The 26,611-nt window shown below is 55.0% G+C and carries 24 protein-coding genes; 13 read left to right on the top strand and 11 right to left on the bottom strand.

Annotated features, from left to right (window positions below; genetic code table 11):
- Window positions 1–13 precede the first annotated feature (13 nt).
- The 3 genes from bcsA to bcsR are packed head-to-tail and all read right to left on the bottom strand — an operon-like array spanning window position 14 to window position 3,659.
- A complete protein-coding gene (gene bcsA / locus R9X49_RS17710) occupies window positions 14–2,713 on the bottom strand; it encodes a UDP-forming cellulose synthase catalytic subunit (protein ID WP_319849669.1) in 2,700 nt (899 codons plus the stop codon).
- Complete coding sequence (bcsQ, locus tag R9X49_RS17705; RefSeq protein WP_319849668.1) at window positions 2,710–3,447, bottom strand: cellulose biosynthesis protein BcsQ; 738 nt, start codon at window positions 3,445–3,447, stop codon at window positions 2,710–2,712. The genes bcsA and bcsQ overlap by 4 nt, the downstream gene beginning before the upstream one ends.
- 2 nt (window positions 3,448–3,449) lie before the next feature.
- Window positions 3,450–3,659: a cellulose biosynthesis protein BcsR gene (gene bcsR / locus R9X49_RS17700; RefSeq protein ID WP_319849667.1), complete on the bottom strand. Its 210-nt coding sequence runs from the start codon at window positions 3,657–3,659 to the stop codon at window positions 3,450–3,452.
- A gap of 337 nt (window positions 3,660–3,996) precedes the next feature.
- Between bcsR and bcsE the strand changes: the two genes are divergently transcribed.
- From bcsE to R9X49_RS17670, 6 genes are all read left to right on the top strand, one after another.
- The gene (gene bcsE / locus R9X49_RS17695) at window positions 3,997–5,586 is read left to right on the top strand and encodes a cellulose biosynthesis protein BcsE (RefSeq protein ID WP_319849666.1); all 1,590 of its coding nucleotides are present in this window, start codon (window positions 3,997–3,999) and stop codon (window positions 5,584–5,586) included.
- The gene (gene bcsF / locus R9X49_RS17690; RefSeq protein WP_319849665.1) at window positions 5,583–5,801 is read left to right on the top strand and encodes a cellulose biosynthesis protein BcsF; all 219 of its coding nucleotides are present in this window, start codon (window positions 5,583–5,585) and stop codon (window positions 5,799–5,801) included. The genes bcsE and bcsF overlap by 4 nt, the downstream gene beginning before the upstream one ends.
- A 1-nt stretch (window position 5,802) precedes the next feature.
- Window positions 5,803–7,464, top strand: a complete 1,662-nt coding sequence (bcsG, locus tag R9X49_RS17685; protein ID WP_319849664.1) for a cellulose biosynthesis protein BcsG — start codon at window positions 5,803–5,805, stop codon at window positions 7,462–7,464.
- A 304-nt stretch (window positions 7,465–7,768) separates the two neighbouring features.
- Complete coding sequence (locus tag R9X49_RS17680) at window positions 7,769–8,923, top strand: diguanylate cyclase domain-containing protein (protein WP_319849663.1); 1,155 nt, start codon at window positions 7,769–7,771, stop codon at window positions 8,921–8,923.
- Window positions 8,924–9,242: 319 nt separating this feature from the next.
- The gene (locus tag R9X49_RS17675; RefSeq protein ID WP_225086431.1) at window positions 9,243–10,535 is read left to right on the top strand and encodes a dicarboxylate/amino acid:cation symporter; all 1,293 of its coding nucleotides are present in this window, start codon (window positions 9,243–9,245) and stop codon (window positions 10,533–10,535) included.
- Window positions 10,536–10,913: 378 nt separating this feature from the next.
- On the top strand, window positions 10,914–12,431 hold the full coding sequence (locus R9X49_RS17670) for a pitrilysin family protein (RefSeq protein ID WP_319849661.1): 1,518 nt from the start codon (window positions 10,914–10,916) through the stop codon (window positions 12,429–12,431).
- Window positions 12,432–12,498: 67 nt separating this feature from the next.
- Here R9X49_RS17670 and R9X49_RS17665 read toward each other — a convergent pair whose 3' ends face one another.
- The gene (locus tag R9X49_RS17665; RefSeq protein ID WP_319849659.1) at window positions 12,499–13,431 is read right to left on the bottom strand and encodes a sugar kinase; all 933 of its coding nucleotides are present in this window, start codon (window positions 13,429–13,431) and stop codon (window positions 12,499–12,501) included.
- Between the two features lie 166 nt (window positions 13,432–13,597).
- Window positions 13,598–14,614: an inner membrane protein YhjD gene (yhjD, locus tag R9X49_RS17660; protein WP_319849658.1), complete on the bottom strand. Its 1,017-nt coding sequence runs from the start codon at window positions 14,612–14,614 to the stop codon at window positions 13,598–13,600.
- Between the two features lie 129 nt (window positions 14,615–14,743).
- Between yhjD and R9X49_RS17655 the strand changes: the two genes are divergently transcribed.
- Complete coding sequence (locus tag R9X49_RS17655) at window positions 14,744–15,940, top strand: MFS transporter (protein ID WP_319849657.1); 1,197 nt, start codon at window positions 14,744–14,746, stop codon at window positions 15,938–15,940.
- Between the two features lie 49 nt (window positions 15,941–15,989).
- On the opposite strand, the gene R9X49_RS17650 is transcribed toward R9X49_RS17655, so the two are convergent.
- A complete protein-coding gene (locus R9X49_RS17650; protein WP_012772832.1) occupies window positions 15,990–16,556 on the bottom strand; it encodes a DcrB family lipoprotein in 567 nt (188 codons plus the stop codon).
- 311 nt (window positions 16,557–16,867) lie between these two features.
- On the bottom strand, window positions 16,868–17,545 hold the full coding sequence (locus R9X49_RS17645; protein WP_319849656.1) for a 7-cyano-7-deazaguanine/7-aminomethyl-7-deazaguanine transporter: 678 nt from the start codon (window positions 17,543–17,545) through the stop codon (window positions 16,868–16,870).
- Between the two features lie 216 nt (window positions 17,546–17,761).
- Here R9X49_RS17645 and tusA point away from each other — a divergent pair, with 216 nt between their 5' ends.
- A complete protein-coding gene (gene tusA / locus R9X49_RS17640) occupies window positions 17,762–18,007 on the top strand; it encodes a sulfurtransferase TusA (protein WP_039350002.1) in 246 nt (81 codons plus the stop codon).
- 134 nt (window positions 18,008–18,141) lie between these two features.
- Here tusA and R9X49_RS17635 read toward each other — a convergent pair whose 3' ends face one another.
- Complete coding sequence (locus tag R9X49_RS17635) at window positions 18,142–20,508, bottom strand: zinc/cadmium/mercury/lead-transporting ATPase (protein ID WP_319849655.1); 2,367 nt, start codon at window positions 20,506–20,508, stop codon at window positions 18,142–18,144.
- 94 nt (window positions 20,509–20,602) lie between these two features.
- Complete coding sequence (locus R9X49_RS17630) at window positions 20,603–21,232, bottom strand: lysoplasmalogenase (protein ID WP_319849654.1); 630 nt, start codon at window positions 21,230–21,232, stop codon at window positions 20,603–20,605.
- 191 nt (window positions 21,233–21,423) lie between these two features.
- Between R9X49_RS17630 and R9X49_RS17625 the strand changes: the two genes are divergently transcribed.
- Together R9X49_RS17625 and R9X49_RS17620 are read left to right on the top strand one after the other, a co-directional pair.
- Window positions 21,424–21,744, top strand: coding sequence for a DUF1820 family protein (locus R9X49_RS17625; RefSeq protein WP_319849653.1), 321 nt, complete (start codon window positions 21,424–21,426; stop codon window positions 21,742–21,744).
- Window positions 21,744–22,103 carry a DUF2500 domain-containing protein gene (locus tag R9X49_RS17620; protein ID WP_319849651.1) on the top strand — a complete coding sequence of 120 codons (360 nt, stop codon included), beginning with the start codon at window positions 21,744–21,746 and terminating at the stop codon, window positions 22,101–22,103. The genes R9X49_RS17625 and R9X49_RS17620 overlap by 1 nt, the downstream gene beginning before the upstream one ends.
- Before the next feature lie 3 nt (window positions 22,104–22,106).
- On the opposite strand, the gene R9X49_RS17615 is transcribed toward R9X49_RS17620, so the two are convergent.
- Complete coding sequence (locus R9X49_RS17615; RefSeq protein ID WP_319849650.1) at window positions 22,107–22,385, bottom strand: DUF1145 family protein; 279 nt, start codon at window positions 22,383–22,385, stop codon at window positions 22,107–22,109.
- 26 nt (window positions 22,386–22,411) lie between these two features.
- Window positions 22,412–22,987, bottom strand: coding sequence for a 16S rRNA (guanine(966)-N(2))-methyltransferase (gene rsmD, locus R9X49_RS17610; protein WP_319849649.1), 576 nt, complete (start codon window positions 22,985–22,987; stop codon window positions 22,412–22,414).
- 349 nt (window positions 22,988–23,336) lie between these two features.
- Between rsmD and ftsY the strand changes: the two genes are divergently transcribed.
- The 3 genes from ftsY to ftsX are packed head-to-tail and all read left to right on the top strand — an operon-like array spanning window position 23,337 to window position 26,465.
- Entirely contained in the window at window positions 23,337–24,830 is a 1,494-nt protein-coding gene (gene ftsY, locus R9X49_RS17605; RefSeq protein WP_319849648.1) for a signal recognition particle-docking protein FtsY, read from the top strand.
- 5 nt (window positions 24,831–24,835) lie between these two features.
- Window positions 24,836–25,507, top strand: a complete 672-nt coding sequence (gene ftsE / locus R9X49_RS17600) for a cell division ATP-binding protein FtsE (RefSeq protein ID WP_012772843.1) — start codon at window positions 24,836–24,838, stop codon at window positions 25,505–25,507.
- Window positions 25,497–26,465, top strand: a complete 969-nt coding sequence (ftsX, locus tag R9X49_RS17595; RefSeq protein ID WP_319849647.1) for a permease-like cell division protein FtsX — start codon at window positions 25,497–25,499, stop codon at window positions 26,463–26,465. The genes ftsE and ftsX overlap by 11 nt, the downstream gene beginning before the upstream one ends.
- Window positions 26,466–26,611 lie beyond the last annotated feature (146 nt).

The raw sequence follows: 26,611 nt of genomic DNA, 5'->3' as shown, positions 1-26,611 counted from the left end.
CTGTGAATGGCAATCAAGCCACTGTCTTTTCTGCAAACAGGTTCTCTTGTGCAAATCGCGTTTCATGGGCAAATGGCGTCTTGCCCTGATGGACGACTTTTTCCGGTAGTGCAGCGTCCGGCTGGTCTGTGACGGTGCGTTTTCCTACATAGCGCGGGATGAATGACACGACCCAGACCACGATGTTGAGGAAGGCCAGAATAATGTTGCGTATGACGGGCGGGGCGTAATCCGCCAGACGCAGGTAACCGCGAAAGCCGAGTGCCAGCACATCAACCAGACTTTCGACCGGTTTATCCTGCGGGAAACTGTCTTGCCAGAGCGCCCAGGTATCGGCGCGAGCAAAGGTACACTGAATGAAATCAATATGCTGGCGGATGGTCAGATTGGTCATGCGCAGGCCAATCTTGTTATCGAACGCGCGGGTGACGCTGAAAGGGAAGGCGTATTCCTGCTGGCCGCGTTTTAACAGCAGCGAGACGCTGTCCCCGACCTGAAGAATGCCTGACTCGCGGGTTTCAACGCCGACGCCGCCATCGGAATAGTCGCGCAGGACGCAGGGGAAAAGATGGCCATCGGGGCGCAGAATCGCGGCGGACATCGACATCTCCACCCGATGCGCCTGACGAACCTGTTTGGCCTCTACCGCAACCGCAACGGCTCCACCCAGAATGGTCATGTTATACGCGACCCAAAGCAGGCTGATGAGCACCGTCATGATCTCTTCCTGCGGCCCGTAAATCAGGCGCCAGACGCCGTACACCACGCCGGCGATATTCAGCAGCACCAGCACCAGATAAGGCCGCGTGATCACCCAGTCAACGTGCTGTTCTTCAACCAGCCCGCCTTTGGCCGTCACGTTGAATTTCCCTTTGTGCGGGTTAAACAGCGCGACGGTAGTCGGGCGGGCGATGTACCACGCCAGCACGGTTTCATAGATTTCACTCCAGAACGAGTGGCGGTAGCGACCCTGAATGCGTGAGTTGGTCAGGCTGGCGTGCACCATGTGCGGTAGCACGTAGAGCGCGATGGCCAGAGCCGGGGCGAAAATGATGTAGGCATGCAGCAGGAGAAACGCCAGCGGCGCAGTCAGGAAGATCAGCCGAGGAATACCGGACAGAAAGTGCATCATGGCGTTGGCGTAACACAGCCGTTGCCCCAGTTTTAGCCCTTTGCCTAACAGCGGGTTATCCAACCGGAAGATCTGTACCATGCCGCGTGCCCAGCGGATACGTTGCCCGATGTGGGCCGAGAGGCTCTCGGTCGCGAGTCCGGCGGCCTGCGGAATGCGGATATATGCCGAGCTGTATCCACGGCGATGCAGGCGCAGCGAGGTGTGCGCATCCTCCGTGACCGTTTCGACCGCGATACCGCCAATCTCATCCAGCGGTTTACGCCGCAGGATGGCGCAGGAGCCGCAGAAGAACGTGGCGTCCCACATGTCGTTACCGTCCTGAACCAGGCCGTAGAACAACGTGCCTTCATTAGGCGTGCGGCGGAAGCGGCCCAGGTTGCGCTCAAACGGGTCAGGTGAGAAGAAATGGTGCGGCGTTTGCAGCATCGCCAGCTTTTTGTCTTTGAAAAACCAGCCCATGGTTAATTGCAGAAAGGAACGGGTCGGGACGTGGTCACAGTCGAAAATGGCGACGAATTCGCCTTCCGCCTGTTTCAGGGCGTTGTTGATGTTCCCGGCTTTGGCATGTTCGTGTGTGACGCGGGCGATGTAATGGACGCCGACTTCTTCTGCGAAGGCTTTAAATTCGGCGCGGCCGCCGTCATCCAGAATATAAATATTGAGCTTATCCTTAGGCCAGTCGATGCCCAGCGCGGCATACACCGTCGGTTTTACGACGCTCAACGGTTCGTTGTAGGTCGGGATCATCAGATCGACGGTCGGCCACGTTTTGCTGTCTTCCGGCAGTGAAACTGGATGGCGGTTCAGCGGCCAAATCGTCTGGAAATAACCCAGCACCAACACGACCCAGGCATAGGTTTCCGCCGCCAGCAGTAGCATGCCGCAGATCAGGCTGAGAGGGTCGTCCCAGTTCAGCGTTTCAGTGTAGCGCCACCACAGATAACGGCAGGAGACCGTGAAGGAAAGGGCGATCATCATGAGCGTTGGCATGCGTCCCGGCATGTTACGAACGAGCATGGCGATGCTCCACAGCAGCGTCATGAAGATAAACTGCGACAGCAAATCAAACGGCTGCGTGATGCATAGCAGCGCCAGCGCCGCACACAGCAGGCTCAGTATCACCGTCACCAGCGTTTGTATGCTGTTCGTTTTGGCTGAAGCTGAATCACTGTCTTCGCGATCGTCAGTATTCGCGTGGCTAAAGCGGGCAAACAGCGCTTGCTGCGCGTTCATGTAGCGTTGCCGCCAGCGCGGTAGCGCGGAGAAGACATTGCGGCGCGATGTCGGCAGCTGGCCGTTTTTGATGGTCAGCAGCCAAAGACCCTGCGTCAGGTAGCGAAGAATATCGGCCGGACGCGGACGTTGAGGTGAGATGTGTGGGAACCAGTAGGTTCGCTGCGCGCGAATCTGTTGCCAACCCTCAGACTCCAGCCGCAGGAAGATCCAGCCGAGTATCGCAAACAGCGTAGCGAAAAAGGCGGCGAAAGCGGACGCTCCCTGCTGACGATAGCCGCGGTAGCGCTGCTGTATCGCCTGTCTGGCGGGTGGGACGAGAAAGAGGCGCAGGATCCCGCTCATACGCCGCTTTCCTTAACGTGAATCAGGCACCAGTTTGCCAGCGTCATGATCTCTTCCGCTGCCACGCTGTCCGGGCGGCACTCACCCAGCGGCTGTTTCAGCATTAGCGATTCTGCCAGGGCTTCGTCGCGGTGTACTACCAGCGGCAACAGGTGTGAAAGCGTGTGCAGCCAGAGCTGGTGTAAATCCTGCTGGAGCGTGCTGAGGGTGGAGAATTGATTCACCAGAAAATGACACTGACGCGGCAATACCTGCTGATGTAAGCGCGAATGGCAGTTGGCATCCGCCGCCACCACCTGAAACACGGTGTTCGCGGTGGCTAGCGCCTGCCGCGTGAGCGGGCTATTGTCCGCCGGGACATCGATCAGTATCCAGCGATGGCGACCCGCCGCGCTGAGCTGCGTCAGATTGTTTTGCCAGCGTGCAGGGTGCTGGTGGTAATGCTGTTGGAGCGTGGCGACTTCCTGCGTGTTCAGGCGACCGAACGGCAGAAAATCCAGTCCGGGTAGATATTGCATAGCGCCGGTTTGCCACGGCGCGCCGTCGGCTTCTGCTCGCGCCCAGCCGCGGCGTTGCTCAAACGGCATATTAAAGTGAATGCGCAGCAAATTGTCCGGCGAGAAATCAATCACCAGCGCGGATTCACCCAGCCGTTGGAAGGCCCACCCCAGTGCGGCGGCTATCGAGGTTGTGCCCACGCCGCCGCGGATTCCCTGCAATGCAATCACGGGCATCGTCAGTCGCTCCCGGCCGGTTCTTTTAATTCATCCAGCAGCGGCCAGCGAGCCATCATTTGGCTCAGACGCGCCTGACGGGCGATATCGATATAGTTTATTTCAGGTAAAGAAAAGGCCTGACTGAGAACCCGTAGATCGTCATCGGCTCTTGCATTTTCGGTTAAATCGGCGCGTGCGCTGGTATCTATACGAGTCGGTTCGTTATTCATCCCATGCCTCTGAAATAGGCTATCCATGATCATTGAGATCGATAAAGGGAAACATCTGAATGGCAGATGTGGTGCTTCTTTTTGCACCCATAACAGACAGTCTGGCAGATGAAGGTTTACGCCTCTGCTGTCTTTAATCAGGAGTCAGGTGTGCCAATTAACTATAGCAATGAATTCATGATTGCAATGTGAATAGGAAAAAATAGTAACGGGTGATTTATCAACGGATAGGAATAATTCATAGCGTACAGTTGTGATCCCGCAAGGGGCTGCTAGAGTTTATTTTGACTGTATATTTAAGGTGGAATGCCGCCATTAACGGAAAAGAAATCAGTCTATGAAGCAGAACTTTTCATTAGGTATTCGTGACCTTTGGGATGAGCTGGTTACGCTCCAGAAGGCTGGCTTTTATTGGGTAAATATCGACCGACAGGTTGATGCCACATTATTTTGCCAGCAAATCATACATGGCCAGAATAACGACGCGAGAGTGACGTTAATAGGCTGTGGGGAGCGGTCTGATTCGCTGTTGACCGCGCTGCTTTCTACCGAAATAAATGATACTGAAATAAAACAATTATCTTGCTATGCATTGCCGGAAAATAAAGCCGCGTTGCTGAATTTAACCGATGATTTAATGCGCGCATTACGCCCCAAAAATCGCCTTCTGGTGCTTTATGCACCGGCTAGCCTGTGGCGGGATATTTCGCCGGAAAGGCTTCAACGCTGGGTGGATGACACGGCGGCATGGCTACATCAGCGCCAGTGTACGCTGGTGGTGATCGGCCACAGCAGCGGCGTAACCCGTCTGAGAAATATGCTGATTTCCCAACATCGCGGGCTCTATGGTTTAGCCAGCCTGCAATGGCAACAGGATCGCGCACAGTATCTGGTGTCATGGTGGGCAACGGAAAGAGGCGTGCGGGCGAATAAGGTACAGATGCTGCAATCCGGCAATGACGGATGGCACATGTTGAAGGAAGAGGAGCCCGTTCTCACGCCGTCTCTGGATGACGATGGGCTGTTCTTGATGGAAAAGAGCGTGATGGAAGGCGCGCCTGCGCTGTCAGAACACTGGCAACTGCTGGACGACAACGCCATCTTGGTACAAACCGGCATGCTGACCAATGCAGCTACCCTCGTTTTTGCGCTCAATCAAACCAGTCAGGTGGATACGCTTGTCAAACAGGTTCATAGCCTGCGGCGGCAGCGTGGTGAATTGCTGAAGATTGTGGTGCGTGAAATGAAGCCTTGTCTGCGTGCCAGCGATGAGCGCCTGCTGTTGGCATGTGGCGCCAATATTATTGTCTCCCATTCCGAGCCGCTATCCCGTTTTCTGGCGCGGATCGAAAGCGTGCAGGGGCAGCGCTTTACCAAGCATGTTCCTGTCGATGTCGAGGTCTTGCTGACCACCATGCGGCCGCTACAGATTAAGGGCTATCAGCCTCCTGAGACCTTTCGACAGTCTGTGCAGATGTTGATTGATAGCACGCTCATGCCGGAAGGCAGCAAAGGCGTGCTTGTCGCATTGCGCCCCGTGCCGGGCGTACGGGCGGCGCAGGCGTTGACGCTGTGTACGCTGCGGCGCTTTGGCGATGTCGTCACGATCGCGCAGGGGCGGCTGTTTTTGTTCCTGTCCAATTGCCGCCTGAATGAGCTGGATATTGCGCTGAAATCCATTTTCCGCCTGCCGGTAGATGAAGCGTTCAGCAATCGGATTGTCTGGTCACAAGACCTACAGATTCTGGCAGAAGTTAAATCGCTGGTGCAGGACGATACGCTGGGCCAGGAACAGCAGATTAACGATTATGTTCAATTGCAGCAGGCCGTATCTACACCGCACAGCCAGACGCCGCGGCGTGAACCCATTGCGATTGATTTACTGAAACCTGATTTACTGGCCCGCGCACCGGGAGAACCGTCATGAACCTGATGGATATCATTCAACTGGTGTTATTGAGCGCGGTCGTCTTCTTTACGCTTGGCTATCTGGCGCACCGTGTGATTCCCCACTGGCTTCAGTACTGGAAAAACAGGCTGCTGTCGCCGCGCTACCTGAAGCCTGCAAGCGTCTGGATGCGCAGCCCTTCTTCAACAAAGACGGTCTCAACCAAGCCGACTTCAGCAGAGACTAAAAAATAAAATGGACGAAAAAACACGTACTCAGCAAAATCATACGCAAAAACAGCAGAACCTATGGCGCTACTGGCGTGGGCTCGGTGCCTGGAATTTGTATTTTTTGCTGAAATTTGCCCTGCTATGGTTTGGCTACCTGAATTTTCATCCGCTGCTTAATCTGGTCTTTCTGGCGTTTCTGCTGTTCCCAATCCCCAACGTCACGCTGCACCGCTGGCGGCATATTATTGCCATCCCGCTCGGTATCGGGTTGTTTTATCACGATACCTGGCTGCCGGGCGTCAACAGCATTCTCAGTCAGGGAACACAGGTTGCTGGCTTTAGCGCGTCCTACTTGCTGGAGCTGTTAAATCGCTTCATTAACTGGCAAATGGTCGGCGCGGCGGTGGTCATTAGCGTGGCTTACCTGTTTTTCGCGCAGTGGATTCGTATTACGGTGTTTACCGTGGCGGCGCTGGCGTGGTTAAACATCGTCAATCTGGCGGGGCCTGCTGTGTCGCTGATGCCCGCGGTATCGACGACGTCCGCCCCCTCGGCGGCAGCGTCTCCAACGGGAGGCGATGCCGCGTTGCCCGAAGCGACATTACCGCCAACGAACGCGAACCTAACGGCTTATCTGAACCAGTTCTATACGCGAGAAAAAGCGCGAACCACGGCGTTCCCTGCCGCGCTGCCGCAGGATGCACAGCCTTTTGATCTCCTGATTATCAATATTTGTTCGCTGTCGTGGTCGGATCTGGAAGTCGCGCAGTTGGACAATCACCCGCTGTGGAAGAAGTTCGATATCCTGTTCCGTCAGTTTAACTCTGCCACCGCCTATAGCGGACCGGCATCTATTCGTCTGCTGCGCGCAAGCTGCGGCCAGCAGTCCCACACGGATTTGTACCAGCCAGTGAATCAACAGTGCTACCTGTTTAGCAATTTGGTGAAGTTGGGCTTTGAAGAACAGCTGATGCTCGATCACTCCGGCGTCTTTGGTAATTACCTGCGTGAGGTGCGTGAAGAGGGCGATATTCAGATCCCAATGCTGTCGCAGGAGGGAATCAGCCACCAGATTACCTCGTTCGACGGCGAGCCGATTTATAACGATCTGGAGCTGTTAAATCGCTGGCTGAGCGAGCGGGATAAAGCGACGACAACGCGCAACGCGACCTTCTTTAACCTAATTCCGCTGCATGACGGCAACCGTTTTGTCGGCACCAACCAGTCGGCGGACTATGCGCCACGCGCGAAGATTCTGTTTGACCAGTTGGATGCGTTTTTTGACGAGTTGCAAAAATCCGGCCGCAAGGTGATGGTGATTGTGGTGCCGGAGCACGGCGCGGCGCTGGCTGGAGATAAGATGCAAATGTCCGGGCTACGCGATATTCCCAGCCCGAGCATCACGCATATTCCCGTCGGCGTGAAACTGTTTGGCCTACAGGCACCGCATCAGGGCAACGCGCTGGAGATTACGTCGCCGAGCAGCTATCTGGCAATTTCCGAGCTGGTGGCGCGAATGGTGGACGGCAAAGTGTTCAGCGCGCCTTCTGTTGACTGGCAAGCGCTGACGAACGCACTGCCGCAAACGGAAGCGATTTCGGAAAATGAGAACGCTATCGTGATGCAATATCAGGGAAAACCCTACATTCGTCTGAACGGCGGGGACTGGGTGCCGTACCCGCAATAACCTCATCTTGTGACGCGATCGGGCAAGCGAAAAGCTTGCCCGATTCTTCTCCCGGCGGCGTCCGCCACCTTCTGTCTGCTACCGAATAGCCGCACTGGCTTATGCAGGGGATATACCCTATCCTGAGGCCGCGTTACCGCGGTTGCTGGGGGTAGCCTAGGATTAAGATGAAATCCCCCGAATATCCGTAGAAAACAGCGTTAAGGCGGCGATAAGCTGCCTTATACTACGCATCTATTCAGGTCTGCATAAAGGTTGACGGAGAAAGCGCTTGCGGCTCAGACGTTCATTAACGATTAAACAGATGACAGCCGTGTCTGCCGTGGCACTGGTGACGATCAGCCTGTTTATCGTCATACAGCTCTTTCACTTCGTTCATCAGCGCCGTGAAGACTATGCCAGACAGCTGGAAAGTATCGCCTATTCCGTGCGTCAACCGCTGACGGATGCGGTGCTGCAAGGTGAAGTACAGCGGGCGGGCAATATTCTGGACAGCCTATTACCGGTTGCCTTTCTGAGCCGGGCAGATGTGCTGCTGCCGGATGATTTCCAGACGCTGCACGCGAATTTCCCGAAAGAACGCCCGGTGCCAGACTGGATCGCTCGGGTATTCAGGCTGCCGATCCGTATTTCTATTCCGCTCTATTCCCCGCCGCAGACGCAGTATTCAGCGCCGCTGGCACATCTGGTCTTGCAGGCGGATTCCTACCGGATGTATCAATTTATCGTCAGCACCTTTTCAACCATGCTGGCAACTTACCTGCTACTGGCGTTGATTATGTCGATCGCCATTACCTGGTGCATGAACCGCCTGCTGATACACCCGCTGCGTGGGATTATTATCGAGTTACAGAATCTCCCGCCGGACGCCATGCTCCACCGTCCGCTCACGCTGCCGCCCTGGCATCAGGACGATGAGCTGGGTGCGCTGGTGCGCAGCTACAACCGTAATCAACAACTGCTGGAGCAGTCTCTCGCTGCCGGAACGGAAGGGGCGGGGTTGCCGGATAAAGCGCATTTTATGCGACGCCTCGAACAGCGTCTGGCTGATGCTACCCCGTTCAGCCTGCTGGTTTTTGGGCTTGGTGCCTCAGCCGGTAAGCAGGGCGATATGACCACGCTGGCTACGCAGCTTAGCGCGGTGATTGAAGAACAGCACGAGGCAGCAGGGTCCACCTATCTGGCACGTCTCGATTGTGATGAGTTCGCCCTCATCGGGAAAACGCTGGAATCTGCTGGGCAAGCGCAAGATTGGGCACAACATGTCATGCTGGCGATTAACCTGCCTTTTTTACCTGCGGACGCCCAGCCTGAGCGGGCTGTCAGCGTGGGTATCCTCACTATTACCGATCCTCGGCCAGAGGCGGCAGCGCTGCTGTTGTCACAGGCGCGTTTTGCCATGCAGCTGGCGCGGCGCGATAAGAAATGCGGCATTCATTGCCTCACCGCGTCTTCCTGAATATTCATAGGTAACGTAAATGTTACTTTTTGTCGATGGGTTTCCTGAAACGCGTCTTCCCCGTATGGCGGGGGTTTGAGCGGTTTTTAAGAGGATTGCTCTGCTGCAAAAATGTGCATCTGTTACAAGTAAATTGCATTGATGTTTCTTTATAATTCTTGCTGACGTGATTCAGCTCTTGTTTTTAACCTGCCGTTCACAAACTAAACTTATAAAACATTCTCAGCTTGTTATTGCAATGTTACTTTCCGGCGCAATCACAGGCGGCATTTTCGTACCCTATTCCCCTCCTGTGTTTTCCCCACCATAGGACGTATGTATGAAAACATCAATTTTTAAAAGTCTTTATTTTCAAGTTCTTGCCGCCATTACGATAGGGATACTGTTGGGGCATTTCTACCCCCAGCTTGGCGAGCAAATGAAGCCTCTGGGCGATGGGTTTGTTAAATTAATTAAAATGATTATTGCGCCGGTTATCTTCTGTACGGTCGTTACCGGTATCGCAGGAATGGAAAGCATGAAGTCGGTCGGTCGTACTGGTGCGGTCGCCCTGCTGTATTTTGAAATCGTGAGTACGATTGCGCTGATTATCGGCCTGGTCGTGGTCAACATCGTGCAACCTGGCGCGGGCATGAACATCGATCCAAGTACGCTTGATGCGTCTGCGGTGGCGGTTTATACCCAACAGGCTTCGCAACAGGGTCTGATTCCGTTCCTGATGGACGTGATTCCGGCGAGTGTGGTCGGTGCGTTTGCCAGCGGTAATATCTTGCAGGTTCTGCTGTTTGCTGTGATGTTCGGCTTTGCGCTGCATCGCTTAGGGCCAAAAGGCAAAGTGATTTTTGACGTGATCGACAGCTTCTCCAAGGTCATTTTCGGCGTCATTAACATGATCATGAAACTGGCTCCGCTGGGTGCGTTCGGTGCAATGGCCTTCACCATCGGTAAATATGGTGTCGGTACGCTGGTGCAACTGGGACAGCTGATCGCCTGCTTCTACATCACCTGTGTTCTGTTCATCTTCCTGGTGCTGGGCAGTATTGCCAAAGCGACGGGCTTCAGTATCTTCAAATTCATTCGCTACATCCGTGAAGAACTGCTGATCGTGCTGGGTACGTCCTCTTCTGAATCCGTGCTGCCACGTATGCTGGAGAAGATGGAGAAGGTCGGTTGTAAAAAATCTGTCGTTGGTCTGGTGATCCCTACTGGTTACTCGTTCAACCTTGACGGTACCTCTATCTACCTGACGATGGCGGCGGTATTTATCGCTCAGGCAACCAACAGCCACATGGACATCTGGCATCAGATTACCCTGCTGGTGGTGCTGCTGCTGTCCTCTAAAGGTGCAGCGGGCGTGACGGGAAGTGGATTCATCGTGCTGGCGGCAACGCTGTCTGCTGTGGGTCATCTGCCTGTTGCCGGTTTGGCGCTGATTCTGGGTATTGACCGTTTCATGTCAGAAGCCCGTGCGTTGACCAACCTGATTGGTAACGGCGTTGCGACCATCGTGGTAGCGAAATACTGCCGCGAGCTGGATGAGAAGAAGCTGGATGCTGAACTGTCCGGCACCAATAAAAGCGATAACGCGGCCACGCCGACGGCGCAGTCGTAATTCCAGCATGCAGTTATCATTCCGGTTACAGTGAGCATTCCGGTATAGCTTGCTAAATCAGTTCCCTGCGGTGTTAACGCACCGTGGGGAATTTTTTTGCCTCTCAACGAGTCAAAGCAAATCGCCTCTCCCGCTTTTCTTACCCGCCATGAAACGTAAAAATATTGTTAAATATAACTATTTTTGCCTTTTTTGCAGATTATTTCGCCTCCTGGAGTGACATAGACAAAAGCGCGCGGTCTAAGGGAATGGTACACTTCGCGTCTTCAATTTTTTCCGTGATATATCCACGAGAGTGTGCGGTGACAGACGCAAGGTCACCATAATGATCAACAATAACCACATTATTATGTTGGATAGCTATGAGTAGGGGTTCACATGCAGGGCACCAAAAAGGCGCTTTTCGTTGGTGGTTTGTTGCTGGCCGTGGTCAGCAGCAGCGTGCAGGCTGAAGCACTACAGCCCGATCCTGCCTGGCAGCAGGGTAAGCTTGATAATGGTTTTACCTGGCAGTTATTAACCACACCACAGCGCCCCGGCGATCGGGTTGAGCTGCGTCTGGTTGTTAATGCCGGGTCGCTGCTGGAAAACGCCCAGCAGGTAGGCTTTGCCCATTTTCTTCCTCGTCTGGCCTTAGCGCCCGGCGATAAATTGTCCGCAGCTCAGCGACCGTCCATGTGGATGCGCGATGCTAACGGTTCCCGCGTCCTGCCTCCGGCCATTATCTCGTACGATTTCACGTCGTATAACCTGAGTTTGCCGAACAACCGCCCCGAGCTGCTGAAAGAAGCGCTGACGTGGCTGGCGGAAAGCGCAGGGCAGATGACGTTCGACGAAAAAAGCCTACAGGCCGCGCTGAAGGTGCCCGATCAGGTGGCAACCTTTCCGATTAACCCACAGGATCCGAGCTGGCGCTATCGCCTGAAAGGCTCGCCCCTGCTGGCGCACGATCCTGCTCAGGACGTCAAACCGCCATTAAATGGCGAACAGCTCCAACAATTTTATAAAGCCTGGTATACGCCAGATGCAATGACGCTCTACATCGTCGGTCATGTGGATAACCGCAGCGTGATCGAGCAGATCGGGAAAGTCTTCTCCCCGCTGGAAGGGAAACGTGAAGCTCCAGCGCCCTTACCGACGTTAAGCCCGCTGCCGACGCAGGCGATCAGCCTGATGAATAATAACGTCCAGCAGGATACGCTGTCGCTGATGTGGGATGCCCCGTGGCACCCGATTCGTGAATCGCAGGCGTTGGTTCGCTACTGGCTGGGCGATATGACGCGGGAAGCGATGTTCTGGCACTTGCAGCAGGTGCTGGAGAAGAGTCCGCTGAAGGGCAACAACCTCCGCTTCGATTGCAATGTGTTTTATACCCGCTCTCAGTGCGCGATTAATATGGATGTACCGAATAGCGAAGGCGTTGAGCCGGGCGTGACGTTTATCGCGCGTGAGCTGGCGACGCTGCGTGAAAAAGGGCTGACACAGCAAGAGTTTGATGCGCTAATCGCGCGCAAGACGGATGAGCTGAATAAGCTGTTTGCCACTTATGCGCGTACCAGCACGGACATCCTGATGGATCAGCGCCTGCGCTCTCAGCAAAACGGTGTCGTCGATATTGCTCCCGAGCAGTATCAGAAACTGCGCCAGACCTATCTGTCCGCGCTGACGCTCGATATGCTGAACCAGGAACTGCACCAGCAGCTGGTACAGGATACGACGCTGATGCTGATCCAACAGCCCGGCGAGCCGGAAGCGAATATGAAGGCGTTGCAGGAAGCCTACGACCGGATTATGACACCAGTGACCGAGCCGGTTGCCAGCGCGGCTGCTGCTGCGCCTGAAGGGACCGTTCCTGAAGGAGCAAAACCGCAGGAAACGGCTCCCGCCGCACAGTAAGTTATTAATCTGTAAATAGAAAAGGCCGCAATTGCGGCCTTTATCTTATTATCACGCGACATCCTGTTTATGCAGGCATTGCCTCAAGCGGGATAATCGCGCCACGGTATTGAATGACCGTGCTGGCCGTCAGGTGGCCGCGCTGTGCCGCTTCCTGCGTGCTGCCGCCATTCAGGCGCACTGACAGGTAGCCTGCGCTGAAAGAATCGCCCGCTGCGGTGGTATCGACCACTTTTTCTTTTGGCAGTTTGATCGCCGGGACATCAACCAGCGCTTGTCCACGTTCTGACACGATGCAGGAATCCGCGCCGCGTTTGATCACCACTTCGCTAACGCCCAGATTGTGCGTCCGCTCCAACACTGCTTCCAGCGGCTTCGCGCCCCACAGCATATCTTCGTCATCCAGCGTCAGGAAAGCAATATCCGTACAGGACAGGATGTCGGTGTAGGCCTGTTGCGTCTCTTCCTTGCTCTGCCACAGACGTGGGCGGTAGTTGTTATCAAAAATCACTTTACCGCCGTTGGCGCGGCAGGCGCGCAGCAGGACGAGGAGACGTTGACGGCTTTCGGCGTTCAGAATCGCCAGACTGATGCCGCTCAGGTAGAGATAGTCAAAGTGTGCCAGTGACTGACCGATCTTTTCTGCTTCCGGGCTGTCCAGCCAGTAGCGGGCAGCGGCGTCATTGCGCCAATAGTAGAACGTGCGCTCGCCGCTTGCGTCAGTTTCAATGAAGTATAAACCGGGCAACTTGTTGTCCAGTCGCTGAATCAGGTCGGTTTTCACCCCTTCTTTTTGCCAGGCGGCAACCATTTCGGTACTGAAGCTATCGGTGCCGAGTGCGGTCACGTAATGCACGCCCAGCTTATCGGCGTTTACCTGACGGGCAATGTAAACGGCAGTGTTCAGCGTATCGCCGCCAAATCCACGGTTAAGATCCGTGCCCTTCTGCGACAGTTCGATCATGCATTCGCCGATTACGGCAATGTTAGTAGTTGTCATCACTTTTGGCCTTTGAAAAGGTACCCTGCACCTGATGTTTATTGGGTATAAAAAACGCGGAAATTAACGTCAGTCTCAACATTACGTGAGACTGAGTCAATAGTCTTGAAACGATGTTTTATTTTTTCATGATGCAGATCGGAAAACCAGTGCTTTCCCGCTGCTTTTAGCGAGGTGACGGCGGTTCTTTCTCTTGTTCATTCTGATCTGTCGAGGTGTCGCCTTTATAGTTCGCCGTTGCGATCCAGGCGGCGCAAAAGAGCGTCAGACGCGCGAAGAAATAGAAGAACGCCATCAGGCCAATGACTGAACCGAACGCGGCACCAGAAGGCGAGCTGGCCAGTTTAGGCAGCGCGACGGTCATCGCGAATTTGATGACTTCAAAGCCCACGGCGGCGATCAGCGTGCCGCGAAAGAGCGCTTTGCGCTTGGGTTTATGACGCGGTAAAACGAAGAATATCCACAGAAATAACAAATAGTTGGCAAAGATGGAGATCGACAGGGCAATCAGCGTCAACGCGGGGCGCAACCACTCGATGCCATCCAGCCCCAGCGCGGTCACAATCATGTTTTGCGCGGTGCCAGCAACGGAAGTCAGGAAAAGCGTAATGATAAGCGCAATGACCAGGCCCGTTAGCGACAGGAAATCCCGCGTGTATTGAAAGTAAATCTTCTCTTCGTCTTTCGGGTTCCGTTCCCACACATCGCGCGACTGGGCGCGAATCGCTTCACGTAGGTTTCCCATCCAGCTAATGCCGGAATAGAGCGCGATCAGCAAACCGGTAATCCCGACGGTGGTACGCTGCTGCACGGCCGTGTTGACGGTATTTTTCAGCGTAGTAGCCAGATTCGGATCGCTGATACTGTTAACGATGCGGTTAATCAGCCCTGTCAGCAGATCGGGATTGGAGGCCAGCACAAAACCGACGGCGGCAAAAGACACCATGAGAATCGGGATCAGCGACAGAAAGGAAAAATAGGTAATCGCCGCGCCAAACTGGTTGCCCATGCGATCGTTGAAGCGTTCGCCCGCGCGGATCAGGTGTGCCACACTGGGAATTGCCTGAATACGAGCGGCCAGACGTTTGCTCTTGCCCAGAAACGAGAGAGGTTGCTGTGGCGATGTGTCCCCTTCTGGGGGTGACGATGTTGATTTGCGATCCGGGTCTGCCGGTACAGGCATTGCGTTTCTCCTGTGTTCGGGATTAGTTTATTAGCATAAGCTTGATTATAACCAACAATATAAGAATGTTACTTTTCGATGTTTTTCTGAACGTACGTCATACACGGACGTTAAGCGAGTGAATTTTCCATGCCAACACCTTCCCCATCCGAGCCGTCGCTGAGCGGTCTGCGCCTTAATCTGCGCATCGTTTCAATTGTGGCGTTCAACTTCGCCAGCTATTTGAATATTGGTCTGCCGTTGGCGGTGCTGCCGGGATACGTGCACGATCACCTTGGCTATAGCGCCTTCTGGGCCGGGCTGGTGATCAGCCTGCAATACTTCTCCACGCTATTGAGCCGCCCGCACGCGGGGCGTAGCGCCGATGAAAAAGGGCCGAAGAAAATCGTCGTCTGGGGGCTGGCTGGCGTCATGCTGAGCGGGGTGTTTTACCTGCTGGCTGCCTTTAGCGACGCCTCGCCGGTGATTACGCTGCTGTTATTGTGTCTCGGGCGTATCGTTCTGGGGGCCGGACAGAGTTTTGCCGGGACCGGCGCGACGCTCTGGGGAGTTGGCGTGGTGGGTTCCCGACACATCGGACGCGTAATTTCATGGAATGGTATTGCCACCTACGGCGCGATGGCGATTGGCGCACCGCTCGGCGTCTGGCTTAACCATATCGGTGGGCTAAAACTGCTCTCCGTGTGCATTATCCTGATCGCAGCGGTGGCGATTGTGCTTGCGCTGCCGCGCCCGGCGGTGCAGGTTGCGCCGGGGAAAAAGATTCCTTTTCGCGAAGTGCTGGGGAAAGTCTGGGTTTACGGCATTATTCTGGCGATCGCCTCTGCGGGTTTTGGCGTGATCGCCACCTTTATTACGCTGTTTTATGCCGATCGGAACTGGGAGGGCGCAGCGCTGACGCTGACGATTTTCAGCTGTGCTTTTGTCGGCGCACGGCTGGTGTTTCCTAACAGTATTCAGCGATTTGGCGGATTGCGCGTGGCGATGGCGTGCTTTGTGGTTGAGATCGTGGGGTTGCTGCTGGTCTGGGGCGCGACGCAACCGCTGATGGCAGAAATCGGCGCATTCCTCGCGGGGGCGGGTTTCTCTTTGGTGTTCCCGGCATTAGGCGTTGTCGCCGTTCAGGCTGTCTCGCCGCAGAATCAAGGCAGTGCGCTGGCAACCTATACCATATTTCTCGATTTGTCGCTGGGTGTCGTCGGGCCGGTGGCGGGTGTGCTGATGGCCTATACCGGTATCGCCTCTATTTATCTGGCGGCGGCGCTGCTGGGACTATGCGGTCTGGCGCTGACGTGGCGGCTGGCTCAGCGGATCGTTAACGTATAAGAGAACAACAGTAGCCACCTCGGTGGCTACTGTCCGACGATAATACCGATTATTTCAGCTTCAGGGTATGGATGATGCCTTCTGCTTCGCTCTGTGCCTGTTGCTGATTGCTGGCTGGCAGCGTGATCTGCAACGTCAGCAGTTGGTTTTCCACTTTGCCCAACACGACAGAGGAATAAGCCTGCTGCCCGCTGCTGGTAATAATGCTGTCGAGCTGTTGCAGCTTCTTGCCGTCAACGTCGATGGTTTTGTTGGTCACGACCTGAAGGTTGGCGTCACGCGTGCGCTGTTGATCTTCCAGACGTTGCGCCAGCACGGTCAACTCTTCCGTGGTGTTGTCGCCCAGAATCACGATGACCGCTTTCTGCCCATTGTCATTGGCGTAAACGTGCATGTTGTTCGCCTGCGTTCCGACTTTGCCGCTCTGGTCGCGCATATCGGCGGGCAGGGTAAACGCAATCTTGCCTTCCATTAATTCAATATTCTGACCCGCGCTGGCTTCTGCGGCAGGTTTATCTTGCGCGCCCGCTTTTGCGGCGTCATCCGTTTTGCCATCACAGGCAGCAAGCAGGCCGACAAGCAAGCCGACACCGAGGTATTTGATTACATTCGACATGGGATCCCTTTCTCTCGTTTTTGAACAGGTAATCTTTCTATACCCTAAATAATTCGAGTTTCAGGCAGGCGGCAAGGGAAGGAATCCCGATGAGCTTACTCAGGTAAGTGATTCGGGTGAGTGAACGCAGCCAACGCACATGCAACTTGAAATATGACGGGTATAAACAGGTAATAACAGTATGGCACCCTATTCAGATAGCAAAAACAAGCATTTTGTTGTTGCAAACCGTTGTTGTTGCCTGCGTTATTTTTACAAAACGATGAGTGACTTAATGAGAAAAGGCGGCGCAAATGGCCGCCCGATAGGCATTAATGGTGGCTGCGGACGGAGCGGTAGTCGGTCGAGCCTTTCTGCTCGCTCAGACGTTTGAGCACCATGTTCAGCATCACGCCGTACATCGGCAGGAAGAACGCCAGGCTGATCAGCAGCTTGAAGGCATAATCCACCATCGCGATTTCAACCCAGTTTGCTGCCATAAAGGTATCGGTGCTGCGGTAAAACGCAATGAAGAAAAAGGCCAGCGTATCGCTGAAATTACCAAACATGGTCGACACGGCCGGCGCGACCCACCACGCGCGTTTCTGGCGCAGGCGGTTGAAGACGTGAACATCCAGAATCTGGCCGAGAACATAAGCCATGAAGCTGGCGCAGGCGATACGCGCCACGACGATATTCACCTGACTTAACGCCTCGAACGACTGCCACGATCCCTGATAGAACAGACTCGACACCAGATAGGAAATCACCAGCGCAGGCACCATCACGGTCAGAATGATACGACGCGCCAGCGGTGCACCGAAAATCCGTACCGTCAGGTCAGTTGCCAGAAAAATAAACGGGAAGGTAAACGCGCCCCAGGTGGTATGAAAACCGAAAATCAATACCGGGAGCTGGACCAGATAATTACTCGACGTAATGATCAGGACATGGAACAACGATAGCCAGATCAGCGCCGTAAGCCGCTGCTGGGGAGTAAAACGATACATAATGTGACCTTTTTGGTTATTGGGGTTAGGGAACCCAAGAGATAACGTGCAGATTTATGCTGCAACGCGGCGGCATAATACGCAATTGCTTCGCTAATGCAATGTGTTTTACCGGGAAAGGATGGTTGTTTTCTGCGCAAACGTTGTCGTCGCTTGCGTCGGGAAATCCTCAGCGTAAACTAAGGCGGTTTTTTGATTCCTGCACTGAGAACGTTGATGACCGATCCCTTTACCAACCCGGATAAAACCCTTGATGCGCAGGGGCTGCGCTGCCCTGAGCCTGTGATGATGGTGCGTAAGACGGTACGCCAGATGGAAACCGGGCAAACGCTGCTGATTATTGCCGACGATCCGGCCACCACCCGCGATATTCCCGGTTTTTGTGTGTACATGGAGCATGAGCTTCTGGCACAGGAAACCGAGCAGCTTCCCTATCGGTATCTGCTGCGCAAAGGCCAATAATACTCAGTGCGTTATACCGTTCGTTGACGTGTGTGATTAGGAGAAACACGGGGATGAGGTTCCCGTAGGGAGGCCTCGCCCCGTGGTCGCTCCGTGTATCTCGATCCTTCAATCCACAGCCTGCAACGGTAATATTAGTCCCGTTTTCTCAGCAGCCGCAGCGCGTTGGCGGTGACCAGTGCCGTTGCGCCGGAATCTGCCAGCACGGCGAGCCACAGCCCGGTAATACCCAGAATGCTGGTGACCAGAAAGACGGCTTTCAGCCCCAGCGCGATGGCAATGTTCTGACGAATATTATGCTGCGTCGCCCGCGACAGGCTAATCATGGCAGCCAGCCCGGTCAGACGGCTGTGCGTGAGTGCCGCATCGGCTGTTTCCAGCGCCACATCCGTACCGCTTCCCATCGCAATCCCGATGGTTGCAGCCTTCATTGCCGGGGCGTCGTTGATGCCGTCGCCGACCATCGCCACGGGATGCTGTTTACTCAACTCGCTGACCGCCGTGACCTTATCGGCAGGAAGCAGGCTGGCGCGGTAATCGATCCCTAATGTCGCCGCAATCGCCGCCGCCGCGCGAGGATTATCGCCCGTGAGCATCACGCCTCGGATCCCCAACTGCTGCAAGGCATCCAGCGCTTCACGTGCATCGTGGCGTAGGGTATCGCTCAACGCCAGTATGCCGAGCAGGCTGTCGTCTTCTTGCACCACCACGACGGTTTTCCCTTCGTTTTCCAGTGCGTTAACACGCTGCAACCAGCCGTCATCAAGCAGATCGGGCGCGACGCGAGTCGGCGCGCTGACTTGAATCCGTTTGCCACCTATCGTGCCTTCCACGCCGATACCCGCCAGCGCTTGGCGGTTTTCTGCCAAGGGCAGGAACGTGCTGCTGGATAACGCATGCTGGACGATGGCTTTGGCAAGCGGGTGATGGGAACCCGACTCCACGGCGGCGGTGCGCGTCAGCAGCGCCGTTTCGCTAATGCCTGCGGCGGGTAACACGTCCGTCACCTGCGGTTTGCCTTCCGTTAGCGTGCCTGTCTTGTCAAATGCGATAGTCTTGATACTGCCCAGCGATTCCAGCGCTGCACCGCCTTTAATGAGCGCCCCACGGCGCGTTGCGGCAGCCAGCCCGGACGTAATCGCCGCAGGCGTTGAGATCACCAGCGCACACGGACAGCCAATTAACAGCAGCGTCAGACCGCGATAAATCCACTCTTGCCACGGCTGCGCCAGCAGTAGCGGTGGCACCAGAATTACCAGCAGCGACAGCAGCATGATGGCCGGCGTGTAATAGCGGCTGAACTTATCAAGGAAGCGTTCTATCGGCGCGCGGCGCTCTTCCGCTTCTTCTATCAGTTGCAGAATGCGGTCGATTGCGCTGTTGCCCGGCTGTGACACCACGCGCAGCTGCACGACCCGATCGACGCACAGGCTGCCGGCGGCAATTTTCTCACCCGGCGTACGCTCAATGGGTACCGACTCGCCGGTCAGGGCGCTTTCATCAAAGCTGGCGTCGCTGTTCAAGAGCTCCGCATCGGCGGGGAGTCGCCCGCCGGGCGCGACTTCAATCACATCGCCAGGAACCAGACTGGCGACAGGCACGAGACGCCGTTGCCCGTTGACGATCGCCGTGGCGTCTTCGGGAAGCAGCGCCATCAGTGCTGTTACGCCGCGCCGTGCGCGGTTTGCCGCGTAAGACTCCAGGTATTCGCCCAGCATAAACAGCAGCAAAATGACCGTGGCTTCGGTGGTAGCGCCAATCAAGAGCGCCCCGATGGAAGCCACGCTCATCAGCGTTTCAATCGCGAAGGGCGTGCCCGTGCGAATGAGCTGCACCGCTTTTTTCAGGATCGGCACCAGCCCGACAATCGTGGTCGCGATAAACGCGATCTGCCCGCCGCGCTCGCTTAGCAGGGAAAGCCCCCAGCTTGCAGCAGCCAGCAAAGTGAAAAGTATTAAGAAACCATATTCATGTACGAAACGGCGTACGGTAGAGGGTTCTGGTGGGGCGAGGGGGAGTGCGGTGTCCTGCAAGGTGAAGCCAGCTTGCTGAACGGCGTGTTGAACCTGAGGACGAATATCGGTGTAGGCATCAACAACCAATTTTTCGGTGGCGAACAGCACTTTGGCTTGTTCAATTCCGGTGAGATTTTTTACTGCATTTTCGATTTTACGTGCGCAGCTGGGACAATCCATCCCGCTGATTTTCCAGCTGAAACGCTGGTTGGATCGGGGCCTGTCGCTGTCTCCGCCGTCGGGGTCGTCTGAATCCGCGCTACCGCCGCTGTCTGATGAATGCTGCTCTGTGCTACACGCGCTCTGTACGGTGGCATCAGACGTGTGTTTCGTTGAACAGCAGCTGTGGTCTGCGTGAGTCGAATGCTGCGCGTGTTCATTGCAGCAGCTTTTTGTATGTTGCGCGGTTTTGCGCGACGCGTGGTGAACGCCGTTATTGCAGCAGGCTGACTTTTCAGCGCTGTGGTGGTGCTGATGAGAGTGCATCTTTTCCTCCTGGGTTATTAGTGATAGCGATTCTCATCAGGAACTTTACACCGCCGCTCAATGCTTAGCCAGACTTTCGTGAGCGCCGTCAACGTCAGAAATAGAGGGAGCGAACAATCAGGAAATGGCCGCCAAAATAGCCCGCTGCCACAATCGCCTGATGGGCGCGGAACGGAAAACGGTAATGGTGAATCAGCCAGGCTGCATGGGCGATAAACAGCAGTACGGTGCCGGTCAGCAGGGAGAAATTTGCGTTTGTTCCCAGCGCAAAATACCGCTCGCCGGCAATCCAGACCATCAGCGTGGTCATGATGATGAATGCGCAGGCGGGCCAGCGCTGTGCTTCCAATCGCCCCCAGATAATCGCGATCAGGATCGCGGCCAGAATGACGAGCGTTAATGCCAGCGGCCAGAAGAATGTGAGCGCGATTTGTCCGGTAAAAAAGCTAATGGTGTAGAGCAGATGGGAGAGGAAATAAGCACCAAATGCGTAAAGCAGACGCTGAGTCGGTAGCAACAGCAAAGTGTCTGCGACCAGCGTTGCCAGCAGCCCCAGCACAATCAAATAGCCCGGCACGCCAAGCAGCGGTGTCTGCCAGGCCAGCGCCAGCAGCAGTAGCATCGTGACCGGTTTGAATAACCAACGTTGCCACGTTGGACCACGGTAGCTGGCGTCCACATATAACCAACCAGAAAAAAGCACAGCAATAAATGACCAAAGCATAGCGTGTCCTTTTTGTGTTTTTGTTTGTGTCAGGATAAAAATAAACCGTTCTTTATTCAGTGTAGGGGATTGTGAGGAAGTTAAACAACACGTCGTGAGACGGATGCGACTTCTGTGAGCTTCATGGTATGTTATCGCCTGTTTTTATTGTAGATGGGCGCCGTTAAGTCTCGAAGGGAGCATTGTGTTGAATGAGTAATGAGTCCGCGCTTTATTGTATTCAATTTATAAATAACGGTAAAAATTACCAGCTTTACGTGCGTGAGTTGGTGCAGAGCAGCCTGTTCGGTTTTATTGAAATTGCCGACTTCGTGTTTGATAGCCAGTCTGCGGTGTTGGTTGACCCATCAACCGAGAAACTGAAAACGGAATTTTCCGGCGTTAGCCGCAGTTTTATCCCCCTACAGGCGATCATCCGTATTGATGCCGTGACGGAAAAAGGCAGCGCTCGCATTTCTGATTTAGGCGATAACGTGACCGCGTTTCCGTATCTTCCCGGCAAGAAACCCTGATGAATGACTTCCCCTGGCTGTTGGCGTTGGCCGTTGGCGCGATTTTGGTGCTGGCGGCGCGGCAGTATCGGCGCCAACGTGACCGGGAAGCACAGAATGATGCGGCCCCGCTGCGTATTGTGGCCGCAGAGGTGAAGCACAAACGCGAGTTTCCCCGTAGCCGTCGGCGTGCGCGCGAGCATCAGGTGATGGTCGTAGAGGACATGCTTTATGAGGTCACGTTCAGGCCGATTGCCAGCGGCACGACTATCACGTTGCGCCTTGAGAACGCGGATTACCACCAGCTTGATACCGGTATGCAGGGATCGTTGCAGCTAAAGGGCACGCGCTTTATCCGCTTTGTGCCCCAGCAGAAGTAGCGGTTACGACTTCGGCGGCTTAGGCTGCTTTCTCTGCCACGCCAGCAGTTCAAACACGCCAAAAAGGAAAATACGTGCCTGAAGTGCGCGGTTCAGCGCGGGGCTGTCTTTCGGCTGGCTGGATTTTAACAGCAGCAGTTGAAAACCATGCATCAGGATCATAAACACCATCGCCACGGTCATGAAGATATTCAACGGTCTGGGAAACGGCTGAATCAGGTTGAGCAACAAAAATCCCCACACGCCCAGCATCAGTAGCCTGCCAAGGTTAATCAAAATCATCTCTTACCCTTACGCTGCTGCGAAGATTATTGACGGATATATAAACGGTAGGCGACCTGACCCGCAATTTTCTCACGGTGCAGTTGCCAATTCTCCGGGATGGTCAGTTGCGCATTTTCCGCCTCGGTTTCCACGTAAATCCACGCGTCTGGCGCCAGCCAACCCTGTTGTTCCAGCAGGGCAAGCGTGTTGTTCAGCAGCTCTTTACGAAACGGTGGATCGAGAAACACGACGTCAAATGGTGTGCCCGGCTTCGCCAGCCAGCTCAGGGCATCAGTATTGACCACCTCGGCATTGTCCGCCCGAAGCAGCGCCAGATTTTGCGTTAATTGCTGGGCGACTGCACGTTCCATTTCCAATAATGTGGCGTGAGCAGCATAACGGGATAAGGCTTCCAGCCCGAGCGCGCCGCTGCCGGCAAAACAGTCCAGACAGCGCGCCTGTTGGATGACGGGAGCCAACCAGTTAAACAGTGTTTCCCGCACGCGATCGGTGGTGGGACGTAAACCGGGGCTATCAGGAACCGGAAGTTTTCTGCCGCGCCATTGACCACCGATGATTCGGATTTGTCCGGCGGCTGACGATGCGTTTTTTTTAGCCATAGCTCACAGGGTTATTGTTGTGCCGCATCATCATGGTGTGGATACGGGCAGGAAATTTCTGGCGCTATTCTAGCGGCGGTTACGTGTAGAGGGAATGTTAAGATGGATGTTAAGGCGCTTAACCCAAAATTTTGTGCTGTCTGCGGCCTTCCGGTAACGTGCGGCGTTTGACACACTTCGTTACGGACATTGCCTTTCGTTACGAAGATTGTTGGCCGCGTGGAGAATTGTCTGGCATTGCTCCCGTTGGCTGCGTGTTGCTGTCGGCAGGAAAGTGTTAAACTTGTTGTTTAAATATGATTTTCATTGATTGATTCGCTGCGGTGAGCAGCGTGGAGCGCGATCGCACATGTCAAAAGAAAAGAAGCGCGGTTTTTTTTCCTGGCTGGGATTAGGGAAACAGGAAGAAAAACAACAAGAGCAGCCGACTGTTCAAGAGAAGATTGTTGTGGAAGAACAGCCGTCAGCGGCGGAGTCGGATGCCGCAGCATCGGCTCACCAAACCGTTGAGCACGCGCCGGAGCAGGTAGAGAAACCGCTGCCGGAAGCGCCTGTCGTTGAAGAAGAGATAAAGGTTGAAGCGGAAGCGCTGATCCAACCGGCCGCCGAGCGTGACGTTACCGCAGCGGCTGACGAACCGACCGTCGCGGTCCCGGAAGCCAACGTTTCTGAACCTATCGCCTCTGAACCTGTCGTTTCTGCCCCTATTATTTCTGAAACAGACGATCGTGACGCGATCGAACATGACGTTCTCGATCGGGATGTCGTCGATCCGATCGTACAGACCGAGATCGCCGAAAGTGCGACAGCGGCTGAAGCAGAACCGGACGTCGTGCAGCAGGAAGAACAAACATACGAAGAACAAGAATCCGTGCAGCCAGAGGATGTTCCGGTTGTTGCGCAAGAGCAGGAACGCCCAACAAAAGAGGGATTCTTTGCTCGCCTGAAACGCAGTCTGGTAAAAACGCGCCAGAACCTCGGTTCAGGATTTATCGGATTGTTTCGCGGTAAGAAAATCGACGACGATCTGTTTGATGAACTGGAAGAACAACTGCTGGTTGCGGATGTTGGGGTCGAAACGACCCGTAAAATCATCACCAGCCTGACAGAGCACGCCAGCCGCCGCCAGTTGAAAGATGCTGATACGCTTTTTGTGAAGCTGAAAGACGAAATGGCGGAGATTCTTGCTAAGGTGGACGCCCCACTGAATATCGAAGGCAAAACGCCTTATGTCATTCTGATGGTTGGCGTTAATGGCGTGGGCAAAACCACCACCATCGGGAAACTGGCGCGCCAGTTCCAGGCGCAGGGCAAATCCGTGATGCTGGCGGCGGGTGATACCTTCCGTGCGGCAGCGGTCGAGCAGCTTCAGGTCTGGGGACAGCGTAATAACGTGGCGGTGGTCGCGCAGCATACGGGTGCGGATTCGGCATCGGTGATTTTCGATGCGATTCAGGCAGCGAAAGCGCGCGGCGTTGATGTCCTGATTGCGGATACCGCCGGTCGCTTGCAGAACAAAGCGCACCTGATGGAAGAGCTGAAAAAGATTGTGCGCGTGATGAAAAAGCTGGACGAAGACGCGCCACATGAAGTGATGCTGACGCTGGATGCGAGCACTGGGCAGAACGCGGTGAGCCAGGCCAAACTGTTTAATGAAGCCGTTGGGCTGACGGGGATTACCCTGACGAAGCTGGACGGTACCGCGAAAGGCGGGGTGATTTTCGCCATTGCCGACCAGTTCGCTATTCCTATCCGCTATATTGGGGTAGGGGAAGGCATTGATGATTTACGGCCCTTCAAGGCCGACGATTTTATTGAGGCACTTTTTGCCCGAGAGGATTAAAACGGATGATTCGTTTTGAACAGGTCAGTAAAGCTTACCTCGGTGGGCGTCAGGCATTGCAAGGGGTGGATTTCCATCTGCGCCCCGCGGAAATGGCGTTCCTGACCGGCCATTCTGGCGCAGGGAAAAGCACCCTGCTGAAACTGATTTGTGGCATTGAACGTCCCAGCGCGGGTCAGATTTTGTTTGGCGGCCACAATATCAGCCGCCTGAAAAAACGCGAAGTCCCGTTCCTGCGGCGTCAGATCGGCATGATCTTTCAGGATCACCATCTGCTGATGGAGCGCACGGTCTATGACAACGTCGCGATGCCGCTCATCATCGCGGGTGCCAGCAGTGAGGATATCCGTCGTCGGGTCTCCGCCGCGCTGGACAAGGTTGGCCTGCTGGATAAAGCGAAAAACTACCCTATCCAGCTGTCCGGCGGTGAGCAGCAACGCGTTGGCATTGCGCGCGCGGTGGTGAACAAACCCGCCGTGTTGCTGGCGGATGAACCGACTGGCAACCTCGACGAAGCGCTGTCAGAAGGCATTTTGCGTCTGTTTGAAGAGTTCAATCGCGTCGGCGTCACCGTCCTGATGGCGACGCATGATACCGGGCTGATTGCCCGCCGTAATTACCGTGTGCTGACGCTGTCGGATGGCCGCATGGTGGGGGGAAACCACGATGGCGAATAACGTCCGTAATGCGAAAAAGCCTGTCGCAAAATCGAAAGCGTTGCGCGGCGGCTGGCAGGAACAGTGGCGCTATGCCTGGACGAATACGCTGGCTGATATGCTGCGCCAGCCGCTGGCGACGTTCCTGACCGTCATGGTCATCGCTATTTCGCTGGCATTGCCCAGCATCTGTTATCTGGTGTGGAAAAACGTCAGTCAGGCTGCTTCGCAGTGGTATCCCTCGCCTCAGCTGACGGTGTATCTGGATAAATCGCTGGATGACAACGCGGCGCAGGCGGTTATCACGCAGCTTCAATCGGAAGAGGGCGTTGATAAAGTGAATTACCTGTCGCGCAATGAAGCGATGGGCGAGTTCCGCAACTGGTCCGGTTTTGGCGGCGCGCTCGATATGCTGGAAGAGAACCCGCTGCCAGCCGTAGCGATTATCACGCCGAAAATGAGCTTTCAGGATTCCACCACGCTGACGACGCTGCGCGATCGCGTCGCGGCGACGCAGGGCGTGGATGAAGTTCGGATGGACGACAGCTGGTTTGCACGGCTGGTGGCGCTGACCAATCTGGTCGGGCAGATTTCCGCGACGATTGGCATTTTGATGGTCGTCGCTGTCTTTTTGGTGATCGGCAACAGCGTGCGTCTGAGCATTTTCAGCCGCCGTGAAACCATCAACGTAATGAAGCTGATTGGCGCGACGGACGGCTTTATTTTGCGTCCGTTCCTGAATGGTGGCGCGGCAATGGGCGTCGGCGGCGCGGTGCTATCGCTGATTCTATCGCAGGCGCTGGTCTGGAAGCTGGATGCGGTGGTGGCACAGGTGGCTTCCGTCTTTGGTACGACGTTTGCTGTCAAAGGGCTGAGCTGGGATGAGTCCCTGCTGCTGCTGTTAATCGCCGGCATGATTGGCTGGTTGGCCGCCTGGCTGGCCACCGTGCAACATTTACGCCGCTTTACACCACAGTAAGCGTTTTCTGGTATAATTATCCCCTGTAATTCAGACCGTATTGCAGGGGAAATCTCCTCAGCGACATCTCTTCTTTGCGTTTCCCGCTGTGTTTTCCCCTTGGTTTTTCGTGCGTTAACGGCTCGTTTTTCCCCTGCTTGATCTCT

Origin of the sequence: Pectobacterium carotovorum, assembly GCF_033898505.1 — a bacterium.
In the GTDB taxonomy this organism is placed as follows: Bacteria; Pseudomonadota; Gammaproteobacteria; order Enterobacterales; family Enterobacteriaceae; genus Pectobacterium; species Pectobacterium carotovorum_J.
Note: the sequence above shows the minus strand (reverse complement) of the source record. Positions and strands in the feature narration are given on the sequence as shown.